The organism is Rhizobium album, assembly GCF_003122325.1.
GTDB lineage: Bacteria > Pseudomonadota > Alphaproteobacteria > Rhizobiales > Rhizobiaceae > Metarhizobium > Metarhizobium album.
This window is the reverse complement of the sequence record NZ_QFBC01000010.1, coordinates 133,927-154,464: the sequence shown is the minus strand read 5'-3', so window position 1 is coordinate 154,464 and position 20,538 is coordinate 133,927. Positions and strand designations below refer to the sequence as shown.

General features: G+C 62.4%; 19 protein-coding genes and 1 other RNA gene. 12 read left to right on the top strand and 8 right to left on the bottom strand.

All coding sequences use genetic code 11. The features are described from left to right. The first annotated feature begins 18 nt into the window (after window positions 1–18). Both DEM27_RS20620 and metF read left to right on the top strand, forming a co-directional pair. Entirely contained in the window at window positions 19–1,035 is a 1,017-nt protein-coding gene (locus tag DEM27_RS20620; protein WP_420028844.1) for an ArsR/SmtB family transcription factor, read from the top strand. Next, entirely contained in the window at window positions 1,035–1,943 is a 909-nt protein-coding gene (metF, locus tag DEM27_RS20615; RefSeq protein ID WP_109460133.1) for a methylenetetrahydrofolate reductase [NAD(P)H], read from the top strand. Before DEM27_RS20620 ends, metF begins: the two co-directional genes overlap by 1 nt. Before the next feature lie 558 nt (window positions 1,944–2,501). Here the strand turns inward: metF and DEM27_RS20610 are convergent. From DEM27_RS20610 to DEM27_RS20590, 5 genes are all read right to left on the bottom strand, one after another. Continuing rightward, the gene (locus tag DEM27_RS20610) at window positions 2,502–3,416 is read right to left on the bottom strand and encodes a DMT family transporter (RefSeq protein WP_109460132.1); all 915 of its coding nucleotides are present in this window, start codon (window positions 3,414–3,416) and stop codon (window positions 2,502–2,504) included. Window positions 3,417–3,517: 101 nt separating this feature from the next. After that, on the bottom strand, window positions 3,518–4,672 hold the full coding sequence (locus tag DEM27_RS20605; RefSeq protein WP_245445980.1) for a lytic murein transglycosylase: 1,155 nt from the start codon (window positions 4,670–4,672) through the stop codon (window positions 3,518–3,520). Window positions 4,673–4,797: 125 nt separating this feature from the next. Next, complete coding sequence (locus DEM27_RS20600; RefSeq protein WP_109460130.1) at window positions 4,798–5,580, bottom strand: glycoside hydrolase family 25 protein; 783 nt, start codon at window positions 5,578–5,580, stop codon at window positions 4,798–4,800. Between the two features lie 131 nt (window positions 5,581–5,711). Next, window positions 5,712–6,383: a class I SAM-dependent methyltransferase gene (locus tag DEM27_RS20595; protein WP_109460129.1), complete on the bottom strand. Its 672-nt coding sequence runs from the start codon at window positions 6,381–6,383 to the stop codon at window positions 5,712–5,714. Next, on the bottom strand, window positions 6,383–7,633 hold the full coding sequence (locus DEM27_RS20590) for a BtaA family protein (protein WP_109460128.1): 1,251 nt from the start codon (window positions 7,631–7,633) through the stop codon (window positions 6,383–6,385). The genes DEM27_RS20595 and DEM27_RS20590 overlap by 1 nt, the downstream gene beginning before the upstream one ends. Window positions 7,634–7,793: 160 nt before the next feature. On the opposite strand from DEM27_RS20590, the gene DEM27_RS20585 reads away from it, so the two are divergent. Continuing rightward, entirely contained in the window at window positions 7,794–9,158 is a 1,365-nt protein-coding gene (locus DEM27_RS20585) for a serine hydrolase domain-containing protein (protein WP_109460127.1), read from the top strand. Window positions 9,159–9,168: 10 nt separating this feature from the next. Here DEM27_RS20585 and DEM27_RS20580 read toward each other — a convergent pair whose 3' ends face one another. The 3 genes from DEM27_RS20580 to DEM27_RS20570 all read right to left on the bottom strand — a co-directional run bounded on the left by DEM27_RS20580 (window position 9,169) and on the right by DEM27_RS20570 (window position 12,158). Next, a complete protein-coding gene (locus DEM27_RS20580; protein ID WP_109460126.1) occupies window positions 9,169–10,140 on the bottom strand; it encodes a lytic transglycosylase domain-containing protein in 972 nt (323 codons plus the stop codon). A gap of 117 nt (window positions 10,141–10,257) precedes the next feature. After that, window positions 10,258–10,893, bottom strand: a complete 636-nt coding sequence (locus DEM27_RS20575; RefSeq protein WP_280954528.1) for a LysE family translocator — start codon at window positions 10,891–10,893, stop codon at window positions 10,258–10,260. A 53-nt stretch (window positions 10,894–10,946) separates the two neighbouring features. Further along, window positions 10,947–12,158 carry a pyrophosphate--fructose-6-phosphate 1-phosphotransferase gene (locus DEM27_RS20570; RefSeq protein WP_109460124.1) on the bottom strand — a complete coding sequence of 404 codons (1,212 nt, stop codon included), beginning with the start codon at window positions 12,156–12,158 and terminating at the stop codon, window positions 10,947–10,949. Between the two features lie 264 nt (window positions 12,159–12,422). Between DEM27_RS20570 and DEM27_RS20565 the strand changes: the two genes are divergently transcribed. From DEM27_RS20565 to DEM27_RS20525, 9 genes are all read left to right on the top strand, one after another. Beyond that, entirely contained in the window at window positions 12,423–13,133 is a 711-nt protein-coding gene (locus tag DEM27_RS20565) for a J domain-containing protein (protein ID WP_109460123.1), read from the top strand. Further along, entirely contained in the window at window positions 13,130–13,900 is a 771-nt protein-coding gene (locus DEM27_RS20560; protein ID WP_109460122.1) for an N-acetylmuramoyl-L-alanine amidase, read from the top strand. The genes DEM27_RS20565 and DEM27_RS20560 overlap by 4 nt, the downstream gene beginning before the upstream one ends. A gap of 255 nt (window positions 13,901–14,155) precedes the next feature. Next, on the top strand, window positions 14,156–14,680 hold the full coding sequence (locus tag DEM27_RS20555; RefSeq protein WP_109460121.1) for a lytic transglycosylase domain-containing protein: 525 nt from the start codon (window positions 14,156–14,158) through the stop codon (window positions 14,678–14,680). 121 nt (window positions 14,681–14,801) lie between these two features. Then, window positions 14,802–15,992 carry an NAD(P)/FAD-dependent oxidoreductase gene (locus tag DEM27_RS20550; RefSeq protein WP_109460195.1) on the top strand — a complete coding sequence of 397 codons (1,191 nt, stop codon included), beginning with the start codon at window positions 14,802–14,804 and terminating at the stop codon, window positions 15,990–15,992. Window positions 15,993–16,051: 59 nt separating this feature from the next. Next, an RNA gene (gene rnpB, locus DEM27_RS20545) (RNase P RNA component class A) lies at window positions 16,052–16,481 on the top strand. A 412-nt stretch (window positions 16,482–16,893) separates the two neighbouring features. Beyond that, window positions 16,894–17,334, top strand: a complete 441-nt coding sequence (gene mraZ, locus DEM27_RS20540; RefSeq protein WP_109460120.1) for a division/cell wall cluster transcriptional repressor MraZ — start codon at window positions 16,894–16,896, stop codon at window positions 17,332–17,334. Window positions 17,335–17,348: 14 nt separating this feature from the next. Next, window positions 17,349–18,377, top strand: coding sequence for a 16S rRNA (cytosine(1402)-N(4))-methyltransferase RsmH (rsmH, locus tag DEM27_RS20535; RefSeq protein WP_109460119.1), 1,029 nt, complete (start codon window positions 17,349–17,351; stop codon window positions 18,375–18,377). Between the two features lie 4 nt (window positions 18,378–18,381). Beyond that, window positions 18,382–18,765: a cell division protein FtsL gene (ftsL, locus tag DEM27_RS20530; protein ID WP_245445968.1), complete on the top strand. Its 384-nt coding sequence runs from the start codon at window positions 18,382–18,384 to the stop codon at window positions 18,763–18,765. Beyond that, window positions 18,765–20,510, top strand: a complete 1,746-nt coding sequence (locus DEM27_RS20525) for a peptidoglycan D,D-transpeptidase FtsI family protein (RefSeq protein ID WP_109460118.1) — start codon at window positions 18,765–18,767, stop codon at window positions 20,508–20,510. Before ftsL ends, DEM27_RS20525 begins: the two co-directional genes overlap by 1 nt. Window positions 20,511–20,538: the final 28 nt, after the last annotated feature.

The window sequence follows — 20,538 nt, the reverse complement described above, 5'->3', positions numbered from 1 at the left end:
GGGTGTTTCGTGGCTAATCTGGTGAAATTCGGACTCGACGATCTGGTGGACCTGCTGAAGGCGGTGGGCGAGCCCACGCGGCTGCGGTTGCTGGCGCTTCTGGAACAGGGCGACCTGACGGTCTCCGACCTGACGGAAATTCTCGGCCAGTCGCAGCCGCGCATTTCCCGCCATCTCAAGCTGCTGGGTGAGGCCGATCTCATCGACCGCTACCAGGAAGGCGCCTGGGCCTATTTCGGCCTGAAGCGTGAAGGCCGGCCGGCGACGCTGGCGCGTACGCTGCTGAAAACGGCATCGGAGAACGATCCGGTGCTGCTGCGCGACAGCGACCGTCTCGCCTCGGTGAAGCGGGTGCGTGCCGAGCGCGCCCAGGCCTATTTCAGCCGCAATGCCGCCGAATGGGATGCGCTGCGCCGCCTGCATGTCAGCGATGCCGACATCGATGCGGCGATCGTGGCACTTGTCGGCGACGAACCGGTCGAGGCGCTGCTCGATCTCGGCACCGGCACCGGCCGTATTCTCGAATTGCTGCAGCCGCTCTACCAGCGCGCCGTCGGCATCGATGCCAGCCGCGACATGCTGGCGGTGGCACGCGCCAATCTCGATCAGGCCCGCGTCGCCAAAGCCTCCGTCCGGCACGGCGATATTCTCAACCTGCCGCTTGATGCACAGGATTTCGATCTCGTCACCATCCACCAGGTGCTGCACTTCCTCGACCAGCCGGAACTGGCGATCGCCGAAGCGGCGCGCATGCTGCGGCCGGGCGGCCGCCTGGTGATCGTCGATCTGGCGCCGCATACGCTGGAGCACCTGCGCGACGAGCATGCGCATGTCCGCCTCGGCTTCTCCAACCAGGCGATGGCCGACTGGCTGAAGCGGGCCGGCCTGAAAATGGAAAAATCCGTCGATCTGCATTCCGGCAAACAGGCCGGCCAGGATCTGACCGTCACCATCTGGCTGGCGCGTGACGAACGCGCCGCCGATCGAACCGGCCAAGACGGCCAGCCTTCCTCTCTTCTCGTCGGGAGCCGCTGATGTCCCATTCCCTCCTCCGTTCCGCAGACCTCGCGAAGCTTCACTTTTCCTTCGAGTTCTTCCCGCCGAAGTCGGAGGAGATGGAGGGGCAGTTGTGGGCGACCATCGACGATCTCGCCGGCTGGCGCCCCGAATTCGTTTCGGTGACCTATGGCGCCGGCGGCTCGACGCGGGCGCCGACCCTGTCGACGGTGCGCCGGCTGCTGGCTGAAACCGCGCTGCCGACCGCCTCGCACTTCACCTGCGTCGGCGCCAGCCGCGACGAGGTGCACCAGGTGGTCGAAGATTTCCGGGCCGCCGGCGTTCGCCATTTCGTCGCCCTGCGCGGCGATCCGGCCGGTGGTGTCGGCGCCGCCTACCAGCCGCATCCCGGCGGCTACGCCAATGCGGCGGAACTCGTCGCCGGCCTGCGCTCGATCGACGATTTCGAGATTTCCGTTTCCGCCTATCCGGAAAAGCATCCGGAAAGCCGTGACACGGCGGCTGATATCGACATGCTGAAACGCAAGGTGGATAACGGCGCCAACCGGGCGCTGACGCAATTCTTTTTCGACAACGATGTCTTCGAACGCTATCTCGAGCGCGTGCGTGCCGCCGGTATCACCATTCCCATCGTGCCGGGCATCATGCCGATCCAGAACCTGACGCAGCTCAAGCGGTTCGCCGGCGCCTGCGGCACGACCGTGCCGGCGCGCCTCGACGAACGGTTCGAGGGGCTGGACGACAAGCCGGCGGAGCGCGCTGCCGTGGCGGCGGATGTTGCCGCCGAGCAGATGGCCGATCTCGTCCGGCGCGGCATTCACGAATTCCACGTCTATTCGATGAACCGCGCGCCGCTGGTCAACGAGACGTTTGCGCGGCTTGGCCTGACGCGGAAGGTGGCTGAAACCACCGGCGCCGCTGCCTGATCCTGTTCCACCCGCGCTGAAAAGAAAAACGCATGGCGATACTCCCATCGCCATGCGTTTGTCTTGATGTGTGTGTCTTGCGAAGAGTGCTCGAAGACTGGTCTGTCGTCAGTCGCTGACGTTTGGAAGGATCGGCGACTTTCCCCTAGATAAAAAGCATGGTTGCGATGAACACAAATGCTGCACTGACCAGAAGGACATTGAAGGAATTCGTAAGTCCCATTGTTGCCTCCTTGCGTTGACCGTTAAATCATATGTCGGATTTATGGCGGCTGAAAAGCGCTTTCAATGTTGCGCTGCGAAGACACTGCGCAGAAAATGCTGATGTTGAATTGCAAGCTATTGAAAATTCATCCAAAAAATTATTCACAATTTTTTGCGGCAGTTTAACATTCGGTTATCCGAGGTTAATGGCCCGGCCGGATGAGTTTGCAGGAAGCAAAAGCCTGTAAATCGCTGGTTTTTATGAATATTGTTTGTGGTGTTCGCCTTCCGCGCATGGGTTGCTTCCGGCGCTGGCCGGAGGAGGGAAGCGAGAGGCTGATTCTGGCCGCAGGCTCAGGCCGGCCGGAGCCTTGCCAGCACCCGGCCGTCGAGAATGACGAGGCCGGCGGCGATCAGCAGCATGCCGCCGATCTCGGTCGCCTCCAGATGTTCGCCGAGAAACAGGATGCCGAGCAGGATGGCGCTTGGCGGCACGAGCAGCGTCACCAGCGACGTATTGGTGGCGCCGGCCAGGCTCATGATGCGGAAGAACAGGATGTAGGCGAAGGCGGTCGACAGCAGGGCGAGGCCGAGGATGGCGGCGATGGCGCCGGTGGAGGGCAGGGAGAGCGTCCAGGGGGCATCGACGAACAGGCAGACCGGCAGCATCATCAACGAGGAGGCCGTCAGTTGGCCGGCGGCGGTTACCGGGGCGGCAAGCCCGCGGAACCGCTTGCCGTAGGTGCCGGCAAAACCATAGGAGACCGCGGCGAGCACCGGCAGGAGCAGCGCCCAGAACGGGATGCCGCTGCGGGCGAAGGCGCCGGGGCCGATCATGATCGCGGTGCCGGCCAGACCGAGAATGCAGCCCGCCAGCTTTGCCGAGGTGAGTTTTTCGTCCTTCGTCAGGCTGTTGGCGATCAGCACGGTGAAGATCGGCGTCGTGGCGTTGAGGATGGCGGCAAGGCCGGCGCCGATTTCGGTCTGGCCCATGAAGATCAGAGTGTGCGGCACGGCGTTGTTGATCAGGCCCATCACCAGGAATTGCCGCCAGCGGCTGCGCAGCGCCGCGTAGAGGCCGAAACGGCCGTGGAGATAGAGATGCAGGGCGATGGCGGCGAGCGACAGCCGCAGGAACACCAGCGTGAAGGGTGGCACTTGTTGCACGGCGATGCGGGCGAAGAAGAACGAACCGCCCCAGATGAGGCCGAGCAACACCAGGAGTCCCCAGGTGAGGGTGCTCATCCTGTATTCCGTTTCACCTGCCATGACCGTCCTCCCGCAACGTGCGGAAGGCTGTAGGCGGCGGCTGCCGCCCCAACCACCCGATTCTTGTCACCGAGACAAGAAAGCCGGGGACGACTGGTTGATCAGAGCGCGCCGAGCAGCGCCGGTGTCGCCCAACCGTCTGCCGGCATGCCGAGGCGCGCCTGTTCCTTCTGGATGGCGACACGGGTGCCGGAGCCGAGGATGCCGTCGATCTTGCCGACGTCGTGGCCCAGCGCCTGCAGCTTGGTCTGCAGCGCCCGCATGTCGGCGTCGTTCAGGCCGGTTTCCGGGTTGCCCTTGTCATAGGCCGGGGCGCCGTTCAGGCGCGTGGCGAAATAGGCAGCCGACGTCGTGTAGATGAAGGACTGGTTCCATTCCAGATACACGTTGAAATTCGGATAGGTGATGAAGGCAGGGCCTTTGCGACCCTGCGGCAGCACCAGCGCCGCCGGCAGGCTGGCGAAGCTGGTATTGCCGTCACGCGGGGTCACGCCAGCCGCGAACCAGTCGCCGGCCGTCAGCGTGCCGCCGAGGCCCGACTTTTCCCAGGGCAGGTTTTCCGGCAGCGTCACTTCCTGGATCCAGGGTTCGCCGCGGCGGAAGCCGAGATGCTGGATGAATTTTGCAGCCGTCAGGATGGCGTCCGGCGCGCTGGTCTTGAGGTTTTCGTGGCCGTCGCCGTCGCCGTCGACGCCGAAGGCGATGATGTCCTTCGGCAGCATCTGCACCTGGCCGATTTCGCCGGCCCAGGCGCCGGTATTGGTCTGCGGGTCGAGGTCGCCGTGCTCGACCATCTTGATCAGCGCGATCAGCTGCGGCCGGAAGAGTTCCGGGCGGCGGCAGTCATGCGACAGCGTCACGAGGGCGTTGCGCGTGTTGAAATCGCCCTGCACGGCGCCGAAATCGGTTTCCATTGCCCAGAAGGCGGTGATCACGCCGGCGGGAACGCCGAATTCCTGCTCAGCGCGGGCAAAGACCTCGGCATATTCCTTGATCTTCCTGGCGCCGATATCGAGGCGCGCCTTGCTGACGGTGCGCTGCGAGAATTCCAGGAAGGTCTGCTTGAAGACACCCTGGGCCCGGTCGCGCGACAGCACCTTTTCGTCGATGCGGGCGCCGGCAAGCGCCCTGTCGGCGATCTCGGCCGGAATGCCGCCTGCGACGGCTTCCTTCTTGACGCCGTCAAGGAAGGCCCCCAGGTCGCCGCCGCATTCCTGCGCTGCCGCGGTGGTTGCCAGGATCGACGTAAAGCACATCAGAAGTCCGAAACGGCGGGCGGCAAAACGGGACATACGGCAATCCTTTTTCTCTGTTCAGCTTTGGTGGCTTTCACAGAACATTGTGACGGAAGCAAGAAAGATCATGAAACAGGCAGCAAAAATCACGACTTGTTGGCGGAGGCAAGCCACTTCTTCCAGCTCTTCTGCGTGCCGACGAAGACGTTGATGTCGGTATTGCCGGGAATGCCCGGAACGACGGCCGTCGAGGTGTATTGCCAGAAGGCCCAGCGCCGGTCGGCATAGGTCTTTTCCGGATGGGCGGCGACGGAGCGCACCCAGAAGTGATAGTCGCCGAAATAGCCGACCAGGTTGTCGCGATGGAAATCGACGGAAGTATAGATGATCGGGCGCTTGCCATAATAGGCTTCGATGCGATCCATGAAGCGCTTGATCTCGCTGCGCACCGTGTCGGGGGCAGGGCGGGTCAGACAAGTCTTGGACTCACCGTTCCACTCGACATCCAGCACCGGCGGCATGTCCATCGAAACCTTCGGCACGTTCTGGATGAACCAGTCGGCCTGTTCGTCCGCCGTCGAGCAGAAATAGTAGAAATGATACGGCGCGTGCGGAATGCCGACGGCATTCGCCCGTCGCCAGTATTCATGGAAACGGGTGTCGAGCCGGTCCTTGCCTTCGGTCGCCTTGATGAAGGCGAAGGAGACGCCCGAAGCCTTGACCTTTTCCCATTCGATGTCGCCCTGCCATTTCGACACGTCGATGCCGTGCACCGGATGGCGATTGGGATGTTTCGGTCCGAAATCCTGCGGATCCTTGTCCTCGAATTTCGGCGGGATGGCGGCCGTCTCGATCAGGTCGTAACTGCTTGACGTGCAGCCGGACAGGACCATGACCACTGGCAAAAACGCAACAAGAAGCCGCCGCATACGCGTCCCATTCGAAAATGGCCCATTCGGAAATGGATGGTGTCGATGACCCACTGATGGCTTCCGCGAAAAGAGATCCCCTCAGAGGCGTGAACCTCTTTTTCACCATATCAACGTAAAAATTGCGTTATTCAAGCGGAGATTGTCGCACGCGGCGTAATTATGGCGCGCCAGGCATATCCGCCGCCGATGCATTCGAAGCGCATCGTGGCATTGTAAGCTGGCAGGCGCTGTTTCAGCACCTCTTCCAGATCGGCCCGCGGCATGACGTGGAAGCGCTTGAGCCATGCCTGCAGCAGCCGGCGGAACCAGCCGGGCAGCCTTTCCTGCTGGCCGAAATCGACGATGTGCAGCGATCCGCCGGGCTTCAGCGCAGCCAGCGCGGCGTCGATCGCTGCTTCCCAGGCGGGGATCATCGATAGCGCGTAGGGGATCATGATGCGGTCGAAACCTTTGGTGCCGAAGGCCTGGGCGGTAAAATTCGTCGCATCCGCCACCCGGAATTCCGGCATCGTCGCCTTGCCGGAAAACGCCTTGCGGGCGGAGGACAACATCTCGGCGGAGATATCCAGGCCGTAGAGGCGGGCGTGCGGGTAAAGCCTGTGGGCAAGCAACAGGTTGCGGCCGGTGCCGCAACCGATTTCGAGCAGCGAGCCGCCGTCCGGCACCTCCAGGCCGGCGATCGTGCGATCGCGGCCGAAGAGGTAATATTTCCGCGTCAGGTCGTAGATGTGCCGCTGGTAGCGGTACATCCGGTCCATGCGGGCGGCGTGGCTGTCGCCGGTTGCTGCATCCACGGCCATCAGGCGGCTTTTTCGTAGATGTGGAAGCCGCCGTAGATGGCAGAGCGATCCTGGGTGTTGAGCGCCTGCGAACGCTCCCTGAGGTAGGTCCACTGGTTGTGGATGGTTTCCGAGAGGCGGCCTTCTATGACGCTCTTTTCGGCGGCGGTGCGGAAGATGACGCGGGCGCCTTGCGTTGCCGTGCGGGTGATCTCGGCCCACAATTCGTTGATCTGCTTGTCGGTCATCCAGTCCTGGGCGTCGAGCAGCACGAAACGATCGACGGAATTGGCCGGCTTCTGCGCCAGAAGCTCGGTGAAGCTGGCGTGATGCACCTCGACGCGGCCGGCATTGCGGCGGATCGCATGATAGTTTTCCGATTTCAGGTAGGTCGGCAGAATGCCTTCGTCGACGGTCGGATAGCGGCGGGTGTATGCCTGCCAGGCGAAATAGTTTTCGCGCAGCGGGAAATGGCAGGTGAGCTTTTCCAGACGCTGGCACAGGACAGGGGCGATGGACTTTCCGGCGCTGAGGCTGGCGAGTTCGTCGAATTGCTGCGGCGGAATGCCGAGACCGAACAGCGAGCTCTTGCGGCTGGTCATCCAGCGGATCAGCGGCTTGTCGAATAGCGGCGCGATGCGATCTTCGAAGAACTGGCGCTGTTCGCGGAGCGAGCGGGTCTCGGCGATCTCCTGCAGCTTGACGCCGTGCAGGCGGGCGATGAGATGGCCGAAGCCGATGAAGCGGCCGAGCAGGCCGGTCTTGTAGATGTTGCGGTTGAAGACCTCGATGCGCCGGCGGCCGAACATGTTGGTGCGGGTGTTCCAGTAACAACGGGTCGCTTCGTCGAGGTTGGGCAACAGGAACGTGTCGTAGGAAAGGCTGTTGGTTTCGACCTCTTCCATGCCGAACATGCGCACCACGTCGGCATGCGCCGGCAGGTGGCGGAAGGCGGCGAGCTTCAGGCGGTTCAGCGCCACATGATGCGGGTTGAGATCGACGACATCGATGCGGGCCGGATCCTTCGAGAGGTAAGCGAGCATGTTGCAGCCGCCGGAGCCGATCGTGACGATGCGATGTTGCGGGCAGAGTTCCATGGCCGCCATGTCGACATCCGGATCCTCCCAGATTTGCGGGTAGACGAGACCGGAAAACAGCAGGCCGAACAGGCGCTCGGAGAAACCCGCCTTCGACAACGCCTTGTGCTGCAGAAGTGCGTCCTTGAGTTTGCGGTTCTTGCGAAAGCCGGCGTCGGGTGCGAATTCGGTCATCTGAGTCTGCCCTCCGTTTGGGTTGAACGCATCTACTCCGCTACTGCTACAGCTTCATGACGCAGCCTGAGGACAGGGCGGCAGGCCAGCCTGAAGACATTGTGATTTCCCTCTGCAGGCCCTACCTGCTTGTCTGGGCGCAACCGAGGGAGATGGTCGCATGGCGTTTGGCAGGATCTTCAAGGCGCTGGGGGCAACGGCTGTTCTCGTGGTCGCGGGTGGCGCGGTCTGGCTTTCCGTGGCGCCGCCGCTGCTGCTGAAGGTGGGCGACGGTTATGCAGCCAAAATTGTCTGCTCCAATGTCTTCCTCGCCGGCCGCGATGCGGAGCAGGTTCTGGCCGAAGACGTCCAGGCGCCGGGGCATCCGCTGCTCAAGCTGCTACGGGTGAGTGTCGACCGTGAGGCGGCGACGGTGACCTCGCGTTTCATGGGATTGTTTGCTGCATCCACGGCAGCCTATCGCGAGGGACTTGGCTGCACTGTGGTGCCGGACGGCGATGTTGCGGCGCTTGCTGGCGCTGTGACGGCCGCGGCGTCGCAAGAGCCGGCACCGGACGGGCTCTGGCCGCAGGGGAAGCAGATCGAGACTGCCGATCCGCGTATTGCCGCGCTGTTCTCCAATCCGACACTGACAGGGCCGGGCATGCGCGGCATCGTCGTGGTGAAGGACGGTCGGATCGTCGGCGAGGCCTATGGCGCCGGCTTCGATGCGGAGACGCCGCTGCTGGGCTGGTCGATGACCAAGACGGTGAATGCAGCCATCCTTGGCCGGGTGATGGCCGAAGGCAAGCTCGGCCTTGATGAGGCCGGCCTTTTCGACACGTGGAAGGGGGACGATCGCGCTGGGATCAGCATCCGAAATCTGCTGGCCATGGAAGACGGCCTGCAGTTCAACGAGGATTACGGCAGCGTCACCGATGTCACGAGCATGCTGTATCTGGAGCGCGATATGGCGGCCTTCGCGGCGATTAAGCCGCTCGTGGCCAAACCAGGCACGACCTTCAATTATTCATCGGGCACGGCAACGCTGCTGGCTCGCCTGTGGATGTCAAGGGTGGGAACCGCGCAGGAGGCGCTCGACTATCCCCGGCGGGCTTTGTTCGCGCCGCTCGGTATGCGCAGCGCCGTCTTCGAGACCGATGCGGCCGGCACTTTTGTCGGCAGTTCCTACCTCTATGCCACGGCACGCGATTGGGCCCGTTTCGGTCAGTTCCTGCTGCAGGATGGCGTCTGGAACGGCGTAAGGCTGCTGCCCGAAGGTTTCGTTGCGGCAATGGGCCGGCCGACAGCGGTTTCGAACGGCATATATACGCAGATGCAAGCCTGGCATGCCGGCCCGCGGCAGAGGAACGCAGACGAACCGGGCTTGCCGGAGGACGTGTTCTGGATGCAGGGACATGACGGCCAGACGGTCGCAATCGTACCGTCGGCAAGGCTGGTCGTCGTTCGGTTGGGGTTGACGCCCGGTCGCCTCAACTACCGCCCGCAGCAGATGCTGAAGGCTATTCTCGACCTGCCGGAATGATCAAGTCCGCCTACTGAACCTGGTTCAGCAGGCCCTTGCGTTTGGCGGTGTAATAATAACCAGTCGAATAGAGTTTTACCGCGCCGTCATGGTCGGTATCGGCGGTGATCCATGCGCCGCGCAGATATTTGACCGCATATTTCAGGTTGGTCTCGGCATCGAACAGGCCGGAAGCCGGGCCTTCGTAGCCCATGGCCTTGGCGGTGTTGTAGCGGATCTGCATCAGGCCGTAGTTGCCGTGGGCGAAGGCCTTGGGATTGTAGGTGCTTTCGCGCTTCACGACGCGATGCACGAGCGCTTCGGGAACCTCGTAGAGCTTCGCATATTTGGAAATCAGTTCCTTGAGCGGACCCTTGTTGCCGGTTTCGACGATGCCGACGCTCGGCTGGAACGTCAGGCTGGCAGGCTGGATGGCGCTGACCGGACGAGTGTCGAATTCCAGCATGGAATTCATCGAGGTGAAGGCTGTTCTCGTCGGCGTTGTCGTCGTCGCCGCATAGGCGAGTTCGCTGCCGGGGCGCTTCATCGGAATGACCGACTGGATGGCGGTGACTTCGTCGGTCAGCGGCATTTCGGCATAAGACGCCGTCATTGATTGTGCTGCCGTCTCGGTCGGGATTTCGCTGGTGGCGACGACCGTGGTGGTGGCCGTGTCGTTCGTCGCGGTCGCCAGGGCTGTGGTGGCGGTCGACGTCGTCTGCGTCGCGTAGGCCATCGTCGCCGGCTTGTTCGCCGCAGCATCCGAGGTGTCGAGCGCTGCCGTGGTGGTCACCATTCCAGTGCCGGTCGCCTGTGTGTCCGCTGCGGCCGCCGTCGCGTAACCGACTTCCGTGCCGGGCTTTGCCACGGGTACGGTCGTCTGCACGGCAGACAATTCGGCTTCGGATGTCGAGTCAACGCTGGCGCATCCCGAAAGGCCCGCGGTCAGGACGGCCGCCAATGCCAGATTGCGTTTCAGGGTGACATGTCCGATCGCTACCATTTGATCACTCTCGCGAAATCGTGCCTCCCCGCAACGCATAAACAGGGGGAAACTGTTAACACCATTTTTCACCCATTAACCTATTCGTGAAGGCCCCGCAAGCATGGGGCAAGCTGGCTATGCAGCAAGGCGTCGATAGCCGACGCTGACGATTCCCGCGTTGACGCGCAGCTTGCCGCGGGTCCTGCCCTTGATCTTCCGGGTTTCCAGGCGGCGAAGCCTTTTGTGGATGCGGCCGGCGAAAATGGCATAGATCAGGTTTGTCAAAATCGAGAATGCAATAAATATAACTGAAAAAACAATAGTTTGCTGGAAATTCACGATGCCAGGCCCGACGGCCTGGGTGGCGAGGGCGCCAAACAGCGTCAACTGCCAATAATTGCGGATCATTGTTCTGGCCCCCTTGAGGAAGGCCGATGCGGCGTTTTTACCGTCGAGATTGTCATTGTCGGCGACGAGGCCGGTCATGCCGCGCAGGCGCCAGAGCACCAGCACCGACCACACCAGCACGGCCATGCCGCAACCGCGCAAAACGGCTGCGAGCAGTTCCGAAAGGCCGCCCGCGACGGCGACGAGGGTCGCAATCGCGGTCGTCAGGACCGTGCCGGTCAGGGTGATTCCCGCCGCTGCCGCCAGCGATTGCAAATGCCGCCTGCTGCGACCATAAGACAGCATGAGGCAGTTGCCCGGACCCGGCAGGGCCAGGATGATTGCGGCGCCAACGGCGTAGATCGCCAGATATTCCGTGGACATCGATTCCTCCGCAGATATCCTGCCAGAAACTCGTGGGCGCCGCCAGTGTTCAATCAGGCCGGCTTGTATTTCTGGCCGATGACATCCATCACCTCGCCGAACCATTTGGTCGACAGGTCGAAGTGTTTGCCGCCCTTGATGCGCGGGAACTCGATCGTCCTGAGCTTGCCCTTCTGGGCCTCGTCGTGGCCGGTGACGCCGGAGACCTTGTTGAGGGCGCTTTCCACCGCGAGATCGACCATGCCCTGGATCAGCCGCAGGTCGTCCTGGTTGGCAGGCGCGGAGCGGGCGAAATAACCCGACTTCTGCACCATCGAGCGTTCGGCGCCGAGCAGGGCGGCGAACTGCTTGGAGAACCAGTTGCCGACGTTAATGGTGTCGATCTTCACATGGCCGAAGGCATCGCGCTTGATCGTCTCGCCGGCCGCCTCGCGTTCGGCGACGATCGCATCGAGGCAGGCGCCTTCCGAAACGAACAGGCTGACAAAGCCGTTGGTTTCCATGACCTTGCGCAGCCGTGCCGCTTCGGCCTGCAGGTCGAAGGCCATTTCCGGCAGGTAGAGGCCGTCGATCGTCTTCAGCTTGCCGTCCATCATCAGGCCGTCGACATAGTCGTTGCGGCTGCTCTTCTGTATGTAGGCACGCGCCGTCGCCGCCGTCAGCCAGCCGCTGTGGCGTCCCATGACTTCGTGGACGATCAGGGTTTTGGGCGCAGCACTCTGCTCGTTGCTGACATTGTCGAAGAAATCGGCGCCAACCTCGGCCGCCGTCCAGGCGCCGAGCGACTGGCGGATCGGCACGACGTCGTTGTCGACCGTCTTCGGCAGGCCGACGACGGTGAGATCATAGCCGTTGGCGCCGAGATAGGCGGCGAGGTCGGCGGCGGTGGTGTTGGTATCGTCGCCACCGATGGTGTGCAGGATGGTGACGCCATCCTCGGCCAGTCGGTCCGCGGCGACTGCCAGCGGGTTCTGGCCTTCTTTTACCAGCCCGCGCTTGACGCAGTCGGCGGCATTGGTGAGCTTGACGCGGCTGTTGCCGATCGGCGAGCCGCCATAACGATGCAGCAGGGCGGCCTTTTCACGCATGTGCGGCGTGATGGCGATATGGTCCGCGAGCAGGAGGCCCTGATAGCCGGAACGGTAGGCGATCAGTTCGATATCAGGGGCGACGTCGCTGTAGCGCTCGATCAACCCGCCGACCGCCGACGAGAGGCAGGGGGCCAGGCCGCCGGCCGTCAGCATTGCAACTTTCTGTTTCGCCATCGTTCCTCCTTCGGCGCCTTGGGCGCCGCCGCTCATGGTTCATGCGGGCCATGGATGCGACAGCCGGAAGCGGGTGTAAAGTGAAGTTTTAAGGTTTCCTCAGGCGAAAGCGTGTCGGTGCCGCCTGTCATGGTTTCCCATGGGCGACGATCGATGAAACAAATGTGAACGATGTTTCATCCGATGCAATCCTAAGGTCATCTTGCAATTGCCAGGATTATTTGATCAGCTTGCAAAACGACGCATTTTGCCTATGGATCGATAATGTCTTTCTGGGAGAAGTTGCTGAGCGCAGTCGCTGACGCTGCCAGCAATGCCTTGTCAGCGGTGGTGGAAACCATTCGAACGGTGTTCGAAGGTGATCCGGAGACGCGGCGCAACGTCGCCTTCTCCGTGGCCGTCATCGCGCTGTCGGCGAAGATGGCGAAGGCCGACGGCGTGGTGACCGAATCCGAGGTCGCAGCCTTCCGCCACATCTTCGACTTCCCCGACAGCGAGGCGCGCAACGTCGCCCGCCTCTACAATCTGGCCCGCCAGGACGTGGCCGGCTACGAGGCCTATGCCGAGAAGCTCGCCGGCCTGTGCAGCACCTGTGCCGCCAACTGCCCGGTGCTGGAAGACGTCATCGACGGTCTTTTCCATATCGGCAAGGCCGACGGCGCGTTGCACGAGAAGGAAATGGCCTTCATTGCCCGGGTGGCGGAGATTTTCGGCATAAGCGAGGCGCATTTCGAGCGCATCACCGCCCGCCACGTCTTCGTCGAGGGCCGCGATCCCTATATCGTCCTCGGCGTCAACCGTTCCGACGACTTCGCCACGATCCGCAGGCATTACCGCGGCCTCGTTTCCGAGCACCACCCCGACCGGCTGATCGCCCGCGGTGTGCCGGAGGAATTCCATACCATCGCCAATGATCGCATGGCGACGCTGAATGCCGCTTACGCGGCGATCGAGAAAGAACGCCGCGCGGCATGACCTCCCATTTTACTGCTGACTACGCCGGTGCGGAGGTCAAGCCTTCGCCCAACCATGGTGAACGGGCCGATGGCTGCACGCCAAGCATGATCATCCTGCATTATACCGGCATGGAGAGCGCCGGGCGGGCGTTGGATTGGCTCTGTCGTGACGAAAGCCAGGTATCGAGCCACTATTTCGTCGATGAGGACGGCCGTGTGTTGCAGCTCGTGCCGGAGACGCGGCGCGCCTGGCATGCCGGCAAAAGTTTCTGGGGTGGAACAACCGACATCAATTCCGCCTCGATCGGCATCGAGATCGCCAATGCCGGCCATCCTGGCGGTCTGCCGGATTTTTCGCAGGCGCAGATCGCCGCCGTCATCGATTTGTGTCGGGATTGCGGCCAGCGTTGGGCCATCGCCCCGGAGCGGGTGCTGGGGCATTCCGATATCGCTCCCGTTCGCAAGGTCGATCCGGGTGAAAGGTTTCCCTGGGAAACCCTGTATCGGCACGGCGTCGGCCACTGGGTGGAGCCGGGCCGGGCGATGGGCGGGCGCTTCTTCCAGCGCGGCGACCACGGCCAGCCGATCGAAGCCTTGCAGTCGATGCTGTCGATGTACGGTTACGGTGTTGAAATCACAGGTGCGTTCGACGACAAGACCGAAGGCTGCGTCAACGCTTTCCAGCGCCATTTCCGGCCGGAGCGGATCGACGGCATCGCCGATGTTTCCACTATCGATACGTTGCACCGCCTGCTTGCGGCGCTGCCGCGTTTCGGTCAGGACTGAACGGGCGACAGGGCGGTTTTATTCGTCCGGAAACGCCGTTTTCGGTGAAATGCTGCGCCGCCACAGCAATTCCCTATTCTTTCCGCATTGCGCTGGTCTAACAGCCCCGTGAACGGCAGCCGCCGCAAGGGCCGGCTGCGAATGTAAACGATAAGGTGCTGCTGCCGTGCGATGCCGTCCGAGGACATCCGCACGAGGACCAAACGCGTGGGCGCACTGTCCGGCAGGCCTTTGGGTCGGAGTAAAACTTCCAAGATGAAAAGACTGACTTTTGCTGCTGCGGCATGCCTTGGCGTGCTGCTGTCGGGGATTTCCTGCGCTTTTGCAGGAGAAAGGCCCGCCCGTGTCGAGACGATATCGCTGACCTCGACCACCCGCACCGCCGGTTATGCGACCCCTTCCTTTTCCTCCACCGGTCCCTATTCGCAGCTGATTTCCAAATATGCCCGTCAATATGGCGTGCCGGTTTCGCTGGCACATGCGGTGGTGCGGATCGAAAGCAATTTTAACCCGAAAGCCCGCGGCAGCGCCGGCGAAATCGGCCTGATGCAGATCAAGCCGGCAACGGCGCGGATGATGGGATATTCCGGCACGCGCAAAGGTCTCTACGACCCGGAGACCAACATCCGCTTCGGCATGAAATACCTGGCCATGGCCCATGAACTGGGCGGCGGCGAAACCTGCAGCACCATCCTGAAATACAATGCCGGCCATGCGGCCAAACGCATGAACCCGGTGTCGAAGCGCTATTGCGGCAAGGTGCAGTCGCTGATCGACTGAGATTTCCAAAACGTCCCGCAAGTGCCTGGGGATGAATCCTTTTCGCCCCGACTTAAAGTAATGCGGTAATTCAGCCGCCATGTTATCGCTTGCCTTTCAGGCGTTGAGAGGGATGGCGATCATGGCGGCGGATTTCAAGGTTCTCGTGATCGGTCGCGGCATGATGGGTGCCGCCGCCGCCCGCCATCTGGCACTGCAGTCCGATGGCATCGCCGTGCTCGGGCCGGATGAACCTGCCGAGCGGCAGGGCCACCGTGGCGTCTTCGCCAGCCATTATGACGAGGGTCGGATTACCCGCACCATCGACAAGGACGCCGACTGGGCGCGCCTCGCCAATCGCTCGATTGCGCGATACGCCGAGATTGCCGAAAAGAGCGGCATCGATTTTTATACGCCTGCCGGCTGCCTCATTGCCGGCCAGAAGCGCAGCAGTGGCGGCGCCTATATCGCCAATGTCGTGGATGCCGCCGCCGCGCTCGGCGTCGGGATCGATATTCTCGACGATGCGGCGCTGGCCGAACGCTTTCCGTTCTTTGCCTTTCCTGCTGGCAGCGAAGGTGTCCACGAGGCGCGTAACGCCGGGCATATCAGCCCGCGGCGGCTGGTAAAGGCGCAGTCGCTGCTGGCGGAAAAGGCAGGCGCCGCCGTCATCCGCGAGACTGCTGTTGCGACGCGTGATCGCGGCGACCACGTCGAGGTCGTGACCGATACGGGGCGCAGCTACAGTGCCGAAAAGGTGCTGGTGGCAGCGGGCGGTTTTTCGATTGCGGAACGCCTCTTGCCGGACCGTCTTGCCATGACGGTTTATGGCCGCACGATCGTCTTCTTCGAGGTCGACGAGGCCGAAGCGGGACGGCTTTCGAACATGCCGTCGCTGATCAGCGAGCCCGCGGACCCGCGCGACGGCATCTACATGCTGCCGCCGATCCTCTATCCTGACGGCAGGATCTATGCGAAGATCGGCGGCGATCCGGACAATCTGCACCTGCAGACCGAGCCGGAGATTCGCGACTGGTTCCAGACGGACGGCCGGCCGTCTGCCCGCGATCACCTCGTGCGCATCATGGGCGAGATCGTCCCTGATCTGGCCGTGCGGTCGATCTCCACCTCGTCCTGCGTTACCTCGTTTCCGCCAAGCGGCTATCCGGCGATCGGTTTCACCTCGTCGCCGCGCATCGCCGTGCTGACGGGCGGCTGCGGCGCCTCGGCCAAGAGTTCGGACGAGATCGGCCGGCTGGGGGCGGGGCTGATGCTCGAGGGCCGAATCAGCGACGGCGCCTATGCGACGGATTTCAAACCGGAATTTCTCTGAACGCCAAAGCATGCATATTTTTGTGGCATTCCCGGCCACACTCGGTTATTGACCCCCTGCCAGTTGGCCGGGCAGCCGCGCTTTACCAATGCCGAAAGGCGGTAGGGTGAGGAAAGTCCGGGCTCCACGGAAACACGGTGCCGGATAACGTCCGGCGGGGGCGACCCTAGGGAAAGTGCCACAGAAAGGAAACCGCCCCGCCTGCTTTTGCGTCGTCGACACGGACGCCAAAGCCGGCGGGGTAAGGGTGAAAGGGTGGGGTAAGAGCCCACCGCGCGCCTGGCGACAGGGGCGGCATGGTAAACCCCACCGGGAGCAAGACCGAATAGGGATGACATGGGCGCGCAAGCGTTACAGCCCGTTTCCGGGCCGGTCATCCGGGTGGGTTGCGAGAGGCAGGGCGCAAGTCCTGTCCCAGAGGAATGGCTGCCACGCACCGGTGTCACAACCGGGGCCATACAGAACCCGGCTTACAGGCCAACTGGCAATTTTTACCCCTGAGATTTTTCAAAAATTTGCGAAATTTTTTCGCAAGCATCTGGTTTTATTTTCTTTTTTCTACGTGGGCGAGTAATCGCCGGTTTTTGCTTCTCCTGCCCGCCAGAGCCTGCGGGGCCGGGGTTTCATAACGATTCGTTAAACTTAACAGCTTATAAACGTTTGACGCTGTCACGGGTGTCGGCGGCTGGTTCCCATTGACGCCCATATGGTCCCATGTTATCCCAAATGCACACTGCTCAAGGGCGATTTGACGCCCGCTCATCGCAAAAAAAAGGCCGGCTCCAGGATGGAGTTGACGGGGTGCTACCCGCTCCCCGGATGAGAGATGCTTTGTTTCATAGGGTGTATCTTCGGGGGCGGATGCGGCGCCTCTCACGATGGGGAACGGCTGTATCGAATCATGAACCGTTTCCTTTCCAACGTGACCAGCAAGATCGACGCGAAGGGGCGGGTTTCCGTGCCGTCCGTGTTCCGGTCGGTGCTGGCGCAGCGGAACATCCAGGAGCTTTATTGCTTCCAGGATTTTGTGTTTCCGGCGATCAGCGTCGGGGGCCCGGATGTGCTCGATCGTTTCGAGCGCCAGATTTCGGCGGAAGATCCTTTTTCGCCGGACGCCAACGAGATGTCGCTCCTCATTCACGGGGGCGGGGTCTTCATGAAGCTCGATGCCGAGGGGCGGTTGATGGTCACGGATTTTATCCGCGATTTCACCGGTATCACCACCGAGGTGACATTTGTCGGGCGGGCGGATCATTTTCAGCTTTGGCAGCCGACGGTCTTCCAGGAGACGCAGCAGGCTGCGCGAGAGGGACGCAGACTGAGAGGAACGCGGCCCAGTTAAGACGGGGAAACGGAATGGTGGCGAATCTTGGCGGAGGATCTGTTTCTGAAGCCGATGGCGGACCGGTTCGCCACATTCCGGTTCTTCTCAAAGAGGTTTTGGCGGCGCTCGAGCCGGCACCCGGCAAGGTCATCCTCGACGGCACCTTCGGCGCCGGCGGTTATACCTCGGCGATCCTGAATGCCGGCGCCGACGTCATCGCGCTCGATCGCGATCCGACGGCGATAGCCGGCGGCCAGGCACTGGTGGCTGCGAGCGGCGGCCGTCTTTCCCTGATCCACTCGGAATTTTCCCGTCTCGCCGAGCATGCGCCGGCCGGCGGGCTTGACGGCGTCGTGCTCGACATCGGTGTCTCCTCCATGCAGATCGACGAGGCCGGGCGCGGTTTTTCCTTCCAGAAGAACGGGCCGCTCGACATGCGCATGTCGGCATCGGGCGTTTCCGCCGCCGATGTGGTCAACCGCGCCAAGGTGTCCGACCTCATCCGCATCTTCGGCTTCCTCGGCGAGGAAAAGCAGGCGGGCCGCATCGCCCGCGCCATCGAGAAGAAGCGTGCCACAGAACCGTTCCAGACGACCCGCGACCTTGCCGGCCTGATCGAGATCGTCACACCGCGCAAGGCCAAAGACAAGATCCATCCGGCGACGCGGGTGTTCCAGGCGCTGCGCGTTTATGTCAACGACGAACTGGGCGAACTGGCGCAGGCGCTGCTTGCCGCCGAACGGGTGCTGAAGCCCGGCGGGCGCCTCGTCGTCGTCACCTTCCATTCGCTGGAAGACCGCATCGTCAAGAAGTTCTTCTCCGATCGTTCCGGCAAGGCGTCCGGTTCCCGCCACATGCCGATGATGCACGAACGGGCGGCGACGTTCGATCCCGTCGGCAAGTCGATGGTGGCCGCCAGTGATGAAGAGGCGGAGCTCAATCCGCGGGCGCGCTCGGCCAAGCTGCGGGCCGGCAGCCGCACCGAGGCCCCGGCCGAAACGGAAGATTTTTCGATCTTCGATCTCCCCAACCTGACGAGCCTAGGAAAGATTGGAGGCTGAACCGATGCTGCGCACCTTTGACATCGTTCTGATCGCCGTCATGACCGTGACCGCCACGGTGACCTATTCCATCAAGCATCGCGCCGAGCTGAAGCTCGACGAGGTCAAGCGCCTGGAAGCGGAAATCAAGCTGGAGAAGGATACGATCGATCTGCTGAAAGCCGACTGGGCGCTGCTGACGCAGCCGAACCGGCTGGAAAAGCTGATTACCGTCTATGCCGGCGAATTGAAGCTGGTGCCGACCGATTCGCGCCAGATCGCCCAGGAAATGGAGCTGCCGATGCTCAAGGCCGACGTGCCGGCAACGGAAGCGGCCGAGACGGATGGCGCGAAGGGCGCCAAGGACAAGGCAACGGATAAAATCGCAACAGGATCGGTAAAACCCTGATGTCTTTTCTTTCCCGTATCATGGTGCTGAAGAGCAAGGCGCATTTTTCCGCAGGCGGCCATAACCGCCCCGGCGGCACGCAATCCTCCGCCTTCCAGGGGACCGTCAAGAAGAAGAGCGACCAGGCGCGCAGCCGGGTTGCGATCATCATCGCCGGTTTTTCGGTGGTCTACTGCATTATCGGCGGCCGACTCGTGCAATACGGCATGGCGTCGCCGGAAGTCGTGTCCAGCATCATGCCGGCCGACCGGCTGATGGCCTCGCGCCCGGATATCCTCGACCGCAACGGCGAGGTGCTGGCCACCGACATTCGCACCGTTTCGCTCTATGCCGAGCCGCACAAGATCGTCGATGCCGACGAAGCCGTCGAAATGCTGGCGACCGTGCTGCCGGACCTCGACCTCAAGGGCACCTACAAGAAGCTGTCGTCCAAATCGCACTTCCAGTGGCTGCGCCGGCAGCTGACGCCGAAGCAGCAGAGCCAGATCCTGGCGCTCGGTATTCCCGGCATCGGCTTCCGTCCGGAAAAGCGCCGCTTCTATCCCGGCGGCGCCACCGCCGCGCACATCGTCGGTTATGTCAACATCGACAACCGCGGCGTTGCCGGCATGGAAAAGTTCATCGACAACCAAGGCCTGGCCGATCTCGCCGCCGTCGGCATGACCAGCGATACGCCGCTGGAGCCGGTAAAACTCTCCATCGACGTGCGTGTCCAGGCGATCGTCCGCGACGTCGTCGTCAATGCGGTGACCAACTACAAGGCGAAGGGGGCCGGCGCCGTCGTTCTCGATGCCAATACCGGCGAAGTCCTGGCCATGGCGTCGGCACCGGATTTCGACCCCAACAATCCGCTGGAGGGTGCAGCCGAAGGTTGGCTCAACCGCATGTCGAACGGCACCTTCGAGATGGGCTCGACCTTCAAGTCGTTCACCACGGCAATGGCGCTCGATTCCGGCAAGGTCAAGCTGACCGACAATTTCGATGCTCGTTTCCCGATCCGCATCGGCGGTTTCACCATCAAGGATTTCCATGGCAAGCACCGGGTGCTCAGCGTGCCGGAAATCTTCCAGTATTCCTCCAACATCGGCACGGCGAAGATGGCCGACGTCGTCGGCATCGAGGCGCACAAGGAATTCCTCACCAGACTCGGCCTGCTCACCAGGATGCAGACCGAGCTGCCGGAAGTGAAGACGCCGACGCAGCCGCGTGAATGGAAGAAGATCAACTCGATCACCATTTCGTTCGGCCACGGCGTTTCGACGACGCCGTTGCAGACGGCGGTCGCAGGTGCCGCGCTGGTCAACGGCGGCAAACTGATCGAGCCGACCTTCCTGCCGCGCACGCAGGACCAGGCCGACGAGGTCGCCAAGGTGGTGATCCAGGAAAAGACCAGCGCCGACATGCGCTACCTGTTCGAATATAACGGCGTGAACGGTTCGGGCCGCAACGCCCGTGTCGCCGGCTTCGACGTCGGCGGCAAGACCGGTACCGCCGACAAGGTGGTCAACGGCCGCTACGACAGCAAGCTGAACTTCAACGCGTTCCTTGCGGCCTTCCCGATGGGCAATCCGCGCTACATCGTCCTGTCGTTCTGCGACGAGCCGCACAGCGGCGAGGGCGGCGGCACGATCGCCTCCTATACGGCGGCGCCGATGGTGCGCGACATCATTCGCCGTGCGGCGCCGCTTCTGGGCGTCCAGCCGCAGTTTGGTGATGGCGGTGCTGCCTTGCTGCAGTCTTATTGAATGGGAAAGAATAGCGGCCAGCGATTCG

Bases quoted from the DNA above. Each gene is read 5' to 3' on its own strand.
- metF (WP_109460133.1), top strand. From the start codon at position 1,035: ATGTCCCATTCCCTCCTCCGTTCCGCAGACCTCGCGAAGCTTCACTTT.
- DEM27_RS20610 (WP_109460132.1), bottom strand. From the start codon at position 3,416: ATGGCAGGTGAAACGGAATACAGGATGAGCACCCTCACCTGGGGACTC.
- DEM27_RS20605 (WP_245445980.1), bottom strand. From the start codon at position 4,672: ATGTGCTTTACGTCGATCCTGGCAACCACCGCGGCAGCGCAGGAATGC.
- DEM27_RS20600 (WP_109460130.1), bottom strand. From the start codon at position 5,580: ATGCGGCGGCTTCTTGTTGCGTTTTTGCCAGTGGTCATGGTCCTGTCC.
- DEM27_RS20595 (WP_109460129.1), bottom strand. From the start codon at position 6,383: ATGGCCGTGGATGCAGCAACCGGCGACAGCCACGCCGCCCGCATGGAC.
- DEM27_RS20590 (WP_109460128.1), bottom strand. From the start codon at position 7,633: ATGACCGAATTCGCACCCGACGCCGGCTTTCGCAAGAACCGCAAACTC.
- DEM27_RS20585 (WP_109460127.1), top strand. From the start codon at position 7,794: ATGGCGTTTGGCAGGATCTTCAAGGCGCTGGGGGCAACGGCTGTTCTC.
- DEM27_RS20580 (WP_109460126.1), bottom strand. From the start codon at position 10,140: ATGGTAGCGATCGGACATGTCACCCTGAAACGCAATCTGGCATTGGCG.
- DEM27_RS20575 (WP_280954528.1), bottom strand. From the start codon at position 10,893: ATGTCCACGGAATATCTGGCGATCTACGCCGTTGGCGCCGCAATCATC.
- DEM27_RS20570 (WP_109460124.1), bottom strand. From the start codon at position 12,158: ATGGCGAAACAGAAAGTTGCAATGCTGACGGCCGGCGGCCTGGCCCCC.
- DEM27_RS20565 (WP_109460123.1), top strand. From the start codon at position 12,423: ATGTCTTTCTGGGAGAAGTTGCTGAGCGCAGTCGCTGACGCTGCCAGC.
- DEM27_RS20560 (WP_109460122.1), top strand. From the start codon at position 13,130: ATGACCTCCCATTTTACTGCTGACTACGCCGGTGCGGAGGTCAAGCCT.
- DEM27_RS20555 (WP_109460121.1), top strand. From the start codon at position 14,156: ATGAAAAGACTGACTTTTGCTGCTGCGGCATGCCTTGGCGTGCTGCTG.
- DEM27_RS20550 (WP_109460195.1), top strand. From the start codon at position 14,802: ATGGCGGCGGATTTCAAGGTTCTCGTGATCGGTCGCGGCATGATGGGT.
- mraZ (WP_109460120.1), top strand. From the start codon at position 16,894: ATGAACCGTTTCCTTTCCAACGTGACCAGCAAGATCGACGCGAAGGGG.
- rsmH (WP_109460119.1), top strand. From the start codon at position 17,349: ATGGTGGCGAATCTTGGCGGAGGATCTGTTTCTGAAGCCGATGGCGGA.
- ftsL (WP_245445968.1), top strand. From the start codon at position 18,382: ATGCTGCGCACCTTTGACATCGTTCTGATCGCCGTCATGACCGTGACC.
- DEM27_RS20525 (WP_109460118.1), top strand. From the start codon at position 18,765: ATGTCTTTTCTTTCCCGTATCATGGTGCTGAAGAGCAAGGCGCATTTT.